Here is a 12,720-nt window from a genome sequence, read left to right as displayed (position 1 = left end):
GGCAACCTAAAAAAGCGGCGTGCAGGGAAAATCCCTGCACGCCGCTTTTCAAATCAACCTATCGACTCGACCGCGATGGCAGCGGCGCGTCTTTCTCGTCGCGGCTGGTCCCATCGGTGCCGCTCGCGCCGCCTGCGCCTTGCGCACCGCGCACGCGGTTACTGCGGCTTGGCAATGGGCGTGGCATGTTGCCGCTAGCTGCAACGGCATCGATGCCCGTGCGGGGGCCGACGATTTCGCCACGGTGACGGCCGTTCAGCAGATCGCCGGTCCAGCCTTTATGCCAGAGCCACCAATAGATCAGCATGGTGACGATGACGATGATGGAGCAGACAGCGACGAAGCCCCACGGCTCGCCTGCCCAAGGGATGCGCTTGAAATTCATGCCCCATACCGCACCAATAACCGTTGCAGGCATGAATAGGGCCGTGAAGATCGTCAGCGTCTTCATAATATCGTTGCCGCGGAAGTTCGAGATGGCGTCATCCATCATGAGGAGCGTATCGATCTCCATTGCATAATGTCTGAGCAGCGCTTCGATGCGCTCGAGCTTGAGTTCCATCCGTTTGTACTCTTCCTGATCAAGCAGCGTGTCCATGAATGCTTCCTTGGCTGCGCCTTGAATTTCCTTAATCGGAATGAACAAGTGGCTCCAATGCAGCAGCTCATATCGCCGTTCGAAGATGGTGTTCATCAGTCCGGTACGGTTCTGCTTGCGCATCTTATGCTCCAGGTCGCCAAGCCGCGTCTCGAAACGGTCGAGCCCAATGTGGAACGTCTCCAGAATGGACCCGAGAACGACGAAGAAGCCCTCTGGTGCGCTCTGGCAGCGGTTCAGCTTGTCCTGCCACGGGTCAAGCTGCAGCCGAACGGATAAGCGCATGTCGCCAGCAAGCGTCACAAGGCGAGACCTCGTGACGCGAAAATGCAGCGGCAATACATCGGTCTCGTCCTCAGACACTTGAAACATAAGCGTCCCCTGCAGCACGCATTCGCCGCCGGCCAGCTCTCTGACGATAATTTGGTTGTGAGTGTTGCCTTCAATATCGCTTAGCCAGCCCGCAAGCTCAGGATAAGCCTGCTTCAGGGCCGCGGCGCTTGCCTGCTTCACTTCAGCCTGCTCCTCGGCATGTTCTGCGAGCGCGGCTTCGACAGAAGCGCCGCCGGCAGCTCGACTGCTGCTGCGGCTGAGGCCGGATGATTCAGGCCGCGGCTCGCTCAGCACGAGCCATTCCCATTTGGAAGGAAACTGCAGCAAACGATGCATCATGGTTTAGAGCCTCCCGCGTGTCCGTTCATACGTGTTGCTACCATCATAACGCGAACAATACACCGAGTACAACTCTAGCGCCGACAATTTTATCCAAAAGGGTTCCGGATAACGAAAGAAGCGCGCCATCCGCGGTTCACAATGTTCGTGCCGCAAGGATAGCGCGCTTCTAATCGTCAAGCTCTTCTTGTTCGCTTAACAGCTTCTTCAGCTTGAGCGTCGCCCTCCGTTGAATGCGGGAGATGCTCATCTGCGAGATGCCGAGCATGTCGGCGATTTGCCGCTGCGGCAGTCCATCCTGATAGGCGAGCAGCAGCACGCGCTGCTCCGCAGGTTCAAGCTGCGCCATGGCGGCTTCCAGATCGAGCCGCTTATCAACACTCTCGAAATCATCGAGCGGCGATCCAAGTAGATCGCCGAGCGTCGAGTTGCTGTCCTCCTCGGATATTGGCGTATCGAGGGAGACGTAATGATACAGCTCGCGTCCGGCAAGAATTTCGGTCGTTTCTTCGACGGATAGCTCCATACGCTCCGCGATCTCATCCATTCTGGGGGAGCGTTCGAGAGAGACCGTTAATTCGTCAATCGCGTGCTGAAGAGCAATGCCTTTCTCCTTAATGCGGCGGGGAACCTGGACATACCACGACTTGTCGCGCAGGAAGTTTTTCATATGGCCGATGATGCTCTTCATCGCATAAGGCTCGAATTGCACACCAAGGGTGCTATCGAATTGGCTGAACAGGCGAAGGAGCGCCATCTGGCCGATTTGAATCAAATCCTCGTACAGGTCGGGACGATTACGTGATATTTTACCGGCAGCCATTCGAACCATAGGCTCATAATGGACGATCAGAAGCTCAGCGGTCTCATTGTTCGGGTTTTTCTGATAGGCCGTAATGAGTTCGATGCCGCCAGCGCTCCGATGATTAGCCGGTTGCGTGCTCATTAGAGATCACCGCTTCGGAGGAGCCGCTTGGTCAGCACGACCTCGGTTCCCATCTCGCTGCTCACGATCACATCGTCCATCAACGCTTGCATCAAGTAGAGTCCGAGACCGCCGGCTTGCAGCTCATCGATCGTTTGCCCGTCCACAGGTTGAGCCAGCTTCGACGCCGCCGCGGCATCGAAGCTGGATCCCTCGTCCTTCACAATGATGGAGAGGGCGTCGTACTTCTTCACGAAACGCACTTCAATCTGAGGCACACTAGCCCCTGTCAGCACCGCACGGCTCCGCATGTCGCCATACGCATGAAGCACTGCATTGTTACATGCCTCCGAAACCGCAACTTTCATATCTTCGATTTCCTCGTAGGAGAAACCGATTTTGGCAGCGAGGCCATAGAGCGTCAGCCGTACCAAGTCAATATATTCCGCCGCTGCTGGCACTTTGAGCGTGATTAAGTCTTCATTATCGTTATCGTTCATAGTTGTGAATTCCTTTCTGAAGGCTGGCCCCAGCCTATCGCCTTTAGGCCTGTTTCAGTAAAAATGGTGTAATGCCTGTCATATCGAACAGCTTACGAATGTGCGGAGGTACAGCGGTTACAGTGAATGGCGCTTCCTTCGCATGGCGGGCTTTCAGTACCGAGACAAGAATCCCGATACCCGTACTGTCGACGTAGCGCAGCTCTTGCAGGTTTAGAACCAATTCACGATCAGTCAGCTCGATGAGCGGGGTCATTGCCGCACGCATCTGAACTGCTGATTCCAGGTCAAGCTCGCCGCCGACATAGACGGTGCACTTGCCCTCTTGATTTTCCGTTCGCAGCACTAATTTATCGGTGTGTTTCATTGCGCAACGCTCCCAAATCGAATAATTTCTATACGCATATTACCCACGGAGACTTCGTTTGAATCAACTTGCAATTCCAAGTTATGTAAAATTATCCGGCGCCGCTGTCGTTCCGCCTACGACAAGCCGAGGAGGCAGCACGATCTTCTTGCGTTCCTGATCCGGGTTCTCGGCGAGTGAGAGGAGCAGCTTCGTCGCTTGTATCCCGATCTCTTCCTCTTGCTGAAGAACGCATGACGGACGTTTCGCCCAGCGATAGGAATGCTCCAGATCATCGAAGAAAATAACGGACAGCTGCTCAGGGATCGAGAATTCGAGTCTTTCCGCCGCCAACATCACTTTCAGGCCGAGCGAGGAGTTAAGCGCGAAGACGGCGGTCACATCGGTGCTCTCACGCAGGAACCTCTCGATCTGCAAGGGATCCGTATTCGTGAAAACGAGTCTGGGATCGCTGGAAATTCCGTGATCGGACAGTGCTCTGCGGTACCCTTCAAGCCGATCCTCCATGCTCGATGTTCCTTTGGCCGGAGCGGTCAGGAAAGCGATTCGCGTGTGGCCGGATTGAATGAGATGCTTCGTCGCTTCATAAGCGCCGCCGAAGTGATCGGAGCAGACGCAGTTCGTCTCAAGCCCTTTCAAATAACGATCGATGACGACGATCGGATAGCCGCGCAGCGACATTCGCAGGATGTCTTCGTTATAGCTTTCTCCTTCAACGGGATAAACAATTACACCGTCCACGCCAAATTCGTCAGCTTCTGCCAGAAGCGTGCACTCGGTATCTACAGACTCATGCGTGAGCGACACGATAACCCGGTAGCCTCCCAGCGCAGCTTCCTTCTCGACGCCTTGCACGAGATGGACCATATAAGAGGTCTTGAGGCTCGGAATCATCAAGGAGATCAGCTTCATTTTGCGCGGCTTCACGAGAGTAGCTGCAGATGCTAGCGATGATTCGGAGGCAGGAGGGTAAAGGACGGGTTCTCTGCTTTGCGGTCCATCGGCGACGTAGGAGCCTCTCCCTTGAATACGGTAGACAGCCCCTTCTGCTACGAGGGTGGACAGTGCGCCTTTCACCGTAATGCGGCTGACTCCAAAATGCTCGGCTAGCTCGTTCTCTGAGGGCAGACGCTCTCCAGGCTTTAATTTGCCCTGTGTGATCTGATCAACGATGTATGTGCGAATTTGCGTATATAATGGCACTCGCTTTATTGGAACGGACATCGGTCTCCCACTCTCTTCTAGATTGATATTATATAAGGATGGCGTCAGCCGGTTTCGCTTGATATATTGAATATACAACTTTTTACAGTCCATTCAAATCTTTTTCTTTACAGCATAGAGGGATCGGAGTATGATGCAATTAATTGAATATTGTTAACAATGGTGTTGAACGATAGTTGTATATTTGTTATAAGCAGCTTGTTCATGTTCATACCTTCAATGTCCTAACCCTCAGCGTTTATCTTCTATAGCTATTTATGCACGATCCACCTCACAAAGCAATTGACTCCACGAGCATTTTCTATTGCTAGCAAGCCACTTACAAAACAACCACAAGCACTACAAACAAAACAACCACAAGCACTACAAACAACAGAACACCCAAACCAACTGCTCAAAAATGTAAGCGCTCTTTTTACGTGTCAGTCTCCATGATCAGCACGCTTGTTTGCCGATTCCACATGAATCACATGCGAATTAGTCAGGGGGAGTAATGATGGTAATGGATGTAAAGCTGCAATCAAGGCCGCAGACCTATTTCCTGCAGGAGGCGATTGAACGAGGCTTCAGCGCGATAGCGAACCGGCTGGACAGAGAACAGAATTACCGGCCGTACTTCCTGCTTCGTCTGGCGCCAGAACCAAAGCTGGAGCATCATATTTGGGATCTTGGCGATATGTGCAGCCGCTTCACGGATGCGTACTTGTTAGGCCGTTCGGTGACGGGATCCTCCGAATACAAGGAAGAAGAAGAAGCCCTTCGCGCCATGCTGGACACATGCAATCCGTTCCTCAATCCATTCATGGCAGGCAGAATGCTGCTTGCGTATGTCGATTTGTATCTTGATGCTCCGAGCGAGGAGCGCCGGGAAACCGTAGAGCGGTTAGCCGCCTCGATCCGCGACAATGTGAAGCATGAAGGCGACTATAGCTACTGGTTCAAGAACGCTGAAGGCTGGAACACGATGGAGCACGCGGTATTCGGCGATTTCAACGGCTACCCGACATTCCCGCTCGGCGGAATTATGCTGGCGCTGGCTCGCTTCACGGAGAGCGTCGACGATGCGCCGGATTGCGAGGATCTGCTCGATAGAATGTCCCGTTTCGTGCTGAATGTCAGCGGTACCTTTGAAGCTGACGGCCGCTATCAAGGGCATACGCACTCCGGCGGCATTCTGACTGCAGCCGTAGCCATCATGCGGCGGGCGCTGCGGACGAATGATTCGGCAGTTGTGCAGCAGATGAAGAGCGTGTTCGACTGGACGCTTCGCTTCTCAAGCAAGTGGGGCTGGGTGCCGGACGGCGTAGGTCCAGACGATGCCTCCTGCGAATCATGCACAATTACGGATGCCATTCACCTTGGCTTGCTTATCGCTCGCCATATCGACGAGAGCTATTACGCCATTCTGGAGCGGTTCACACGCAATCAGCTGCTTGAGAACCAATTCGTACATACGGATCCGATGCTGCCTCAAGGCGATTTCCCCGAGAAGCCGATCCTTGAACGCGCGCTATATGGCAGCTGGGCTTCCTGGTCGAAGCCAGGCTCGCTCGACAATTGCAGCGAGAGCGTCGAGGGCTGCTGCCTAGGCGCAGGCATTCGCGCTTGCTACCTCGTCTGGGACGATATCGTGACGAAGAAAGATGGCGTCGTCAGTGTGAACATGGCGCTCAGCCGCAACAGCGAGTGGCTGGAAGTTATCAGCTATCAGCCCTATGAAGGCAAGCTGGAGCTGCTCATGCACGACGCCCAAGCGCTGCGAGTGAAAATGCCGGATTGGCTCGCTCGCGAGGATGCCGTGCTTTCCGTTGATGGAGAGGCGTTGCCGATTACTGCCGACGATAGCGGTTATATCCGCCTCGAGGGCTTGCGGCCAGGCCAGCTTGTCCAGCTGCTGTACCCGCTGACGACGGTTGAGACGGTCGAGCGCGTATCCGGCCGCGATTACAACGTCCGCTGGCGAGGCGATACCGTGTTGTCGGTGACGCCGTCGGGTCAAATCTATCCACTCTACCAGAGGAAATGGATGGAGCAAGATAACGCCCCGATGACTAAGGGCATCCCTTACGCGGAGCAGCGCGGGGGAAATGTGCATTGGTAGATTTGACGTAAAGGGGAGTGGAACTCGGTTCAATTGTTTTGGCATGAGGGCTGGCGACTTGAACGGACAGGGCTTGGCGGGGGAGCTTCAAACTTCAAACTGATGTTTGCATGAACAACCTATCACATATTCAGGGGGAATAACTTGTGAGAATCCGTCAGAATGTAGGTATTTTGCTTACAGCAGCTTTAACGGTAGGTTTGGTCGGATGCGGCGGCAACAATGGCAACAATGCGGGCAACAGCAGCAACAGCGGCAATTCATCCAGCAATGGGGCGAATTCCGCGAATACCACGAACTCCACGAATACGTCGAATTCATCGAACAGCTCGAATAACGCCAGCGCATCCAACTCTTCGAACACATCCGCTGGGGAAGTCGGCACCGTCGATAAACTGAAGATTACCGCGTTCAACTGGGGCTGGGATAACCCTGACCCGGCGAAGGACGTCGTCTTGCCGGAGCTGAAGAAGCGTCTTGGTCTGACAGACCTGACGTATGACGTTATCAAGACAGGCGGCTACGACGACGTCGTGCAGAAGCTGCAGCTGTGGGCATCCACCGGCGGCTCCGACTGGCCGGATTTCGTGGCAACAGGCGCGGACGCCAGAACAAAGCTGATTCTGAACAACTTGGGCGAGAGCGGCAAGCTCGAAGATTTAACGCCATGGCTGGAGAAATATCCGAATGTGAAGAACGCAGTAGAGAAGCTGCTTCCATTCACTTCAGATCCGCATGACGGCAAAGTCTACAGCATCGCGCAAAACTTCTCCAACATGAAGGCGTACGCCATCGACCAGCCAACGATCTGGATTCGCAAGGATTGGCTCGACAAGCTGAACCTGCCGCTGCCGAAGACGGTCGACGATTTGTACAACGATCTAAAGGCATTCAAGGAGCAAATTAAAGACGTGAACGGCCAGCCGGTCATTCCATATGCGGCATTCGGCGAGAACTTCCGCAATATGATCAAGCTGTTCTTCCCACCGGACCAGAACGACGGAACAGGCGTATGGTACACCGATGCGGACGGCAAGCCGGCCCGTTCCGATGTCAGTCAGTCAGAGAACTTGATCCGTGCGCTTACGTTCTACAACAAGCTGTATAACGAAGGCTTGATCGAGAAAGAAGCATTCACGCTCAAGCAAGGCCAGATCGACGAGAAAGGCAACCAAGGCCGCTATGGCGCTGTGCACGGCGCGTATTGGGAGCAAGCGAATCCGTTCACAGACAGCATGAAGAAGACGGATCCGAAAGCGGAATTCGTTGGCGTTCAGCTGTATGATCCGACAATCGCTTCCGGCCCAAGTCTGCCGAAGTTCAGACTGGAAGCATGGAGCCTCTGGGCGGTGAAAGCCGGCCTGCCGAAGGAAGAAGTCAATACGTTCTTCAAGACGCTGGACTATGTCCTCTCTGAGGAAGGCACGATTCTAACGAAGTACGGCATCGAAGGCGGGCAGTGGGAGCGCAACGCAGACGGTAAAGTCGTCGATACGAAAGCGTTCTTCGACGAAACGCAAGGCGACTGGAACAAGCGCGCACACTTCGGTATCGACGTGTACTCCTTCATTCCTAACTATGATGCGCTCATTAAGAACCAAGCGCCAACCGGCTATGAGATGCGCGAAGATATGATTGAGACGTGGAAAAACCTAGGCTCCAAATTCCCAACCGAATACATTACAGATCCGCAGCGTTATGTAGAGCCAGGCGATGTGGAGAACAAAGCGACTGTCGGCCAGAGCGAGCGCTACAAGCAATTGGTTGCGAAGGCGGTAACGGCGAAAAATCCGGACGGCATCAAGAAGCTCGTCGAGGATTGGGGCAAGAACGTCAAAGCGCTTGGCTATGACAAAATCGTCGCAGAGCGCGAAGAAGCGGCGAAGTCGATCCACCTGGAGAATTTGAAGTAAACGTTTCAACGGGGGGAGCGCTATTAAGGCGCTCTCCTTGAATCATTCTTTGGCAAGAAGGAGGGTCACTTACCGATGACAACTCTCGTAGAAAGCCAGACGAACTCCGTTACGGAACCAAGGCGCAAGGCAATGACGAAGAGGATCCTGCGCAAAATGTGGGACCAGCGCTGGCTTTACATTTTCACCATACCGGGCATTATCTTCTTCCTCTTGTTCTCGTATTATCCGATGGTCGGCATCGTTATCGCTTTCCAGGACTACAATCCGGTCAAAGGCTATTCCGGCAGCGAGTTCGTTGGACTCGACAACTTCAAGACGATCTTTAACTTGCCTGATTTCACGAATGCGCTTCGCAATACGATTATTATCAGCGGGCTCAAGCTGCTGATCGGCTTTCCCGTTACCATTCTGTTCGCGCTACTCATTAACGAAATTCATCAGACGGTATTTAAGCGCTTCGTGCAGACGATCAGCTACTTGCCGTACTTCATCTCTTGGGTCATCGCTGCAGGATTGTGGTACAAGATGCTGTCTCCGGACGGCGGACTCATTAACGAGATGCTGACGCGCATCGGCTTCTTGAACGAACCGTTCTACTTCATGGGCAGCACGCAAGCTTTTCTGCCGATCGTCATCTTCACGGAACTTTGGAAAAATATCGGCTTCAACGCCATTATCTATTTGGCTGCGCTGTCAGGCATCGATCCGCATCTGTACGAAGTGTCCAGCATCGACGGGGCAAGCCGTATTCGCCAAATTTGGCATATTGCGCTGCCAGGCATCCGCGGCACGATGGTGCTGCTGTTCATCCTGAGTGCTTCCGGCCTAATGAGCGCAGGGTTCGACCAGCTGTGGACGATGGGTAACCTGCAAGTGCAGGAGGTCGGCCAAATTCTCGATACGCTCATCTTGAGCTATCTGCGCAACTCGGGCGGTTTCATGGGGCTCTCGCTCGGCGCAACAATGGGTGTGTTCCAAGCGACAGTCGGACTTATTCTGTTCCTCGTCTGTAACTTTGTTGCCAAGTTAATCAAGCAAGAGTCACTCATATAGGGAGGCGTGCCGGCATGCAGAGATCACGGGGAGAACGATGGTTCAACGTCGTCAATATGGTGTTCATGCTCGCTTTTTCGTTTCTGTGCTTGTATCCGTTTATTTATATTTTGGCCATCTCCTTCAACGATGCAATGGATGCGCAGAAGGGCGGCATCTATATCTGGCCCCGCATGTTCAGCTTGAAGAACTACGGCGTCATCTTTAGCGATCAAAATATTTTCCTCGCTTACGGTGTAACGATAGCGCGGGTGGTTGTCGGCGTTATTACGCAGGTGCTGCTTGTGGCCATGTTTGCGTATGTGCTGACGAAGAAGAACTTCCCGCTGCGCAAGTTTCTGAACTGGTGGATCGTTATCCCGATGTTCCTAAGCGGCGGGCTCATCCCGTTCTACATCACGCTGCAGCAGCTCCATCTGCTCAATAGCTTCTGGACGTACATCATTCCTGGCTTGTACGGCGCATTCAACATCATGCTCGTGCGCACATTCATGACCGAGCTGCCGGAAGCGCTGGAGGAGTCGGCGAAGATAGACGGGGCGTCGGATGCTCGAATTTTCTTCAGCATTATTTTCCCTCTGTCGAAGCCAGTGCTTGCGACCATTGCGCTGTTCGTCGGCGTTAGCCACTGGAATGACTGGTTCACGGGCTTCACCTTCATCTCGAATACGAAGCTGTGGACGGCGCAGAACCTGCTGCTCTTCCTCATTCAGTCGAACGAGGCGTCGAACCTAGCGGTGCTGAGCAAGATGCATCAAGGCGCGGTGACCGTCACGGCGGAATCGATCAAGATGGCGATGCTGATCGTCACGACTGCGCCGATTCTGTGCATTTATCCGTTCTTGCAGAAGTATTTTGTTAAAGGCATCATGCTAGGCTCACTGAAAGGATGATCTTAAGATGGAACACGGCAAACTTGGCAAGTTAGGCAAGGCGCTTGATTATCGGGAATTGGCGGCTCTGGCCATCAATCATTACGAGCAGATGCTCGATCCGGATTACCATTACTTGCCGTACTTCTTCGCGAAGATCGGCAGTGACGAGTCGTTCGCATGGCATAGCGAATGGGACTTCGGCGATGCGGTGGGACGGTTCTTGGATGCATCGATTCTGTGCGGCGAAATCATCGGCAAGCGGATCGGACGCGAGGCAGAGGAGCATATGAAAGAGGCGCTCCGCTGGATGCAGAGCGAGTCCGACGGGCTGTTCTACCGGATGAGCAACGAGTGGGGCGTGCCTGCGGGAGCGAATATGTTCGATCAGCGAAGCGTCTTCCTCGGTCTGCTCAGCTGGCATAAGTTCGATCAGGACGTGGAGGCGCTTGTGCGTATCGAACGCATGCTGAAGGGGATGCGGAATATTGCGGTAGAGCGGGACGATTACATTTGCTACCCATTCGAGACGTATGTGCCTGGAATGGTTGTGCCGGAGGAGATCTATACCGAGCATGGCTTTATCGTCGAGCCGACCCATTACGGGGGCGGTGTGTTCATTCTGCCGTTGGCGATCTATTACGAGCGTACAGGCGATCCGTTAGCCGCAGAAATGCTGGAGAAGCTGACGAACTTCGTCGTGTACCACTCGAAGGTTTTCGCTGAAGACGGCAGCTTCTGGTCGCAGGGGCGATACCCGGATGACGGTCATTTCCATTCGAAAATGGGCGCTGTCGCAGGCATTCTCCGCTATGCGACTTTGAAGCAGGACCGTACGCTGATCGACTGGTGCCAGAAGGTGTATAACTGGGCTTGCTCGATGGGCAGTACATACGGCTGGTTCCCTGAAGGTACCGGCTTAAATGGCGAAGAGCCGGTTGATGAGCGTTACCGGTGGCTTCCGGGTGTCATTCAACACAGCGAAACCTGCTGCACGACGGATATGATCCATACGGCCATTTATCTTGCGAAGAATGGCAATGCCGCCTGCTGGGACGATGCGGATCGGTTCGCCAATACGCTGGTCGCCTCGCAGGTACGGGATATTTCGTGGGCGAAGACGGTGACGGACAAGGAAGATACGAGTACAAGAACGTACCGTGACGTGCCTGCGCGTTATCGCGGAGGGTTCACAGGCCGGATGAATCCGAACGACTTCTCGAACGGGGGCAAAGTCGATACGATGGCTTGCTGCTGCGCGGCAGGCGGACGGGGACTGCATCTGGTCTGGGATCATGCAACGTCATGGGATGAGAACCAGCAGCGGCTGTACGTCAACATTTGGCTGAATAAGGTGAACGAGGATGTGCGAATGGAGTATGGCGTGCCGGAGGAAGGCGTGCTCTGCGTAACGCCGATGCGGGCAGGCGATGTTCATATTCGGTTGCCGGAGTGGCTGAAGGCGGATGAAGTGAAGTGCCAAGCGCCTCGCGGGCTTGCTAGCGTGATGTCGGATGAGGGGCGTTATCTCGTTGTGTCAGGCCTCCGAGCCGGTGAAACCGTAGCGCTTACGTTCGAGCCGAAGCTCGTGTCGCGTGCCGAAGTGGTAGCAGGTAAGCCATATGAGGGAGCTTGGATCGGCAATCGCCTGTTCGATGTGAAGCCGCATGGCGTGATGCCGATGTACAATGCGCTCGTATTGGAGTTAGAGGAGGGGGAGTAAGCGGTGAGTCTGACATTGAACGAGCAAGTCGCGCAGTTTGAGCGCGATGGTTATTTGGTTGTGAAGCAAGCGCTGAGCAAGGAGCAAGTGTCGTTGCTGATCGATCGCGTCATTGCGATTTCCGAAGGGTTCACGACGCGCGAAATTCCTGACATTATCGACCGGGATGAAGCGTTCGTTCCGCTTCTTGTTCACCCGCCTGTCTTTAACGTGATGCGCGCGCTGATGGGGCCGAAGCTGCAGATGGAGAGCGTCAATGCGACGCGGATTAAGCCGGGCAAAGGAATGCCGGTCGGCTGGCATATGGACTCGCATGTGTATCCAGAGCCGCTGCCGCCGTATTGGTACTTCCCTGTATCGATCAACTGCGCGTATTATCTCGATAATATTACGAGGGAGAAAGGTCCGCTTGTCGTCGTGCCAGGCTCGCATAAGAGCGGGAAAAATCCGCCCGAAGGCCTTGATCACATCGAAGGCCAAGTGGAGGTGCTCGTGGACGCTGGCGATGCGGTCATCTTCCACGGTGCACTCTGGCATGCTGCGCTGCCGAACGAGCATCCGACCGAGGAGCGCCGCGCCTTGTATTACAACCACTTGCAGTCATTCTGCAAGAACCGCGTGGACAATTTTGTTGGCGAGCGCTCGCAGCAGCTGCGCGAGAGCGGTCCATTCTATATCCAACAAATGCTCGGCAAATTCGATGGCTGGCATGAGATTCCTGCGGATGCTGAGGAGCAACTAGCGAACCTGTAGGTTCGAAATGAGGAGC

11 protein-coding genes are annotated in these 12,720 nt (G+C 54.2%); 6 read left to right on the top strand and 5 right to left on the bottom strand.

Features of this window, described 5'->3' with window-relative positions; genetic code table 11:
• Positions 1-58: 58 nt before the first annotated feature.
• From AC0LWF_RS08570 to AC0LWF_RS08550, 5 genes are all read right to left on the bottom strand, one after another.
• A complete protein-coding gene (locus AC0LWF_RS08570) occupies positions 59-1,270 on the bottom strand; it encodes a magnesium transporter CorA family protein (RefSeq protein ID WP_474651128.1) in 1,212 nt (403 codons plus the stop codon).
• A gap of 169 nt (positions 1,271-1,439) precedes the next feature.
• On the bottom strand, positions 1,440-2,216 hold the full coding sequence (locus AC0LWF_RS08565; protein WP_474651127.1) for a sigma-70 family RNA polymerase sigma factor: 777 nt from the start codon (positions 2,214-2,216) through the stop codon (positions 1,440-1,442).
• Positions 2,216-2,695, bottom strand: a complete 480-nt coding sequence (rsbW, locus tag AC0LWF_RS08560) for an anti-sigma B factor RsbW (protein ID WP_474651126.1) — start codon at positions 2,693-2,695, stop codon at positions 2,216-2,218. Before rsbW ends, AC0LWF_RS08565 begins: the two co-directional genes overlap by 1 nt.
• Before the next feature lie 43 nt (positions 2,696-2,738).
• Entirely contained in the window at positions 2,739-3,062 is a 324-nt protein-coding gene (locus AC0LWF_RS08555) for an STAS domain-containing protein (RefSeq protein ID WP_474651125.1), read from the bottom strand.
• 81 nt (positions 3,063-3,143) lie between these two features.
• A complete protein-coding gene (locus tag AC0LWF_RS08550; RefSeq protein ID WP_474651124.1) occupies positions 3,144-4,286 on the bottom strand; it encodes a GntR family transcriptional regulator in 1,143 nt (380 codons plus the stop codon).
• Positions 4,287-4,779: 493 nt separating this feature from the next.
• Between AC0LWF_RS08550 and AC0LWF_RS08545 the strand changes: the two genes are divergently transcribed.
• The 6 genes from AC0LWF_RS08545 (at position 4,780) to AC0LWF_RS08520 (ending at position 12,704) form a co-directional block, all read left to right on the top strand.
• A complete protein-coding gene (locus AC0LWF_RS08545; protein WP_474651123.1) occupies positions 4,780-6,387 on the top strand; it encodes a glycoside hydrolase family protein in 1,608 nt (535 codons plus the stop codon).
• A gap of 146 nt (positions 6,388-6,533) precedes the next feature.
• Positions 6,534-8,300 (top strand): type 2 periplasmic-binding domain-containing protein, encoded by a 1,767-nt coding sequence (locus tag AC0LWF_RS08540; protein WP_474651122.1) that lies wholly within the window; start codon positions 6,534-6,536, stop codon positions 8,298-8,300.
• Positions 8,301-8,375: 75 nt separating this feature from the next.
• Positions 8,376-9,356 carry an ABC transporter permease gene (locus AC0LWF_RS08535; protein WP_474651121.1) on the top strand — a complete coding sequence of 327 codons (981 nt, stop codon included), beginning with the start codon at positions 8,376-8,378 and terminating at the stop codon, positions 9,354-9,356.
• A 14-nt stretch (positions 9,357-9,370) separates the two neighbouring features.
• Positions 9,371-10,249, top strand: coding sequence for a carbohydrate ABC transporter permease (locus tag AC0LWF_RS08530; protein WP_474651120.1), 879 nt, complete (start codon positions 9,371-9,373; stop codon positions 10,247-10,249).
• 7 nt (positions 10,250-10,256) lie between these two features.
• Positions 10,257-11,951, top strand: coding sequence for a hypothetical protein (locus AC0LWF_RS08525; protein WP_474651119.1), 1,695 nt, complete (start codon positions 10,257-10,259; stop codon positions 11,949-11,951).
• A 3-nt stretch (positions 11,952-11,954) separates the two neighbouring features.
• Positions 11,955-12,704: a phytanoyl-CoA dioxygenase family protein gene (locus AC0LWF_RS08520; protein ID WP_474651118.1), complete on the top strand. Its 750-nt coding sequence runs from the start codon at positions 11,955-11,957 to the stop codon at positions 12,702-12,704.
• The last annotated feature ends 16 nt before the right edge of the window (positions 12,705-12,720 follow it).

Source organism: Paenibacillus sp. sgz302114 (assembly GCF_056120345.1).
Note: the sequence above shows the minus strand (reverse complement) of the source record. Positions and strands in the feature narration are given on the sequence as shown.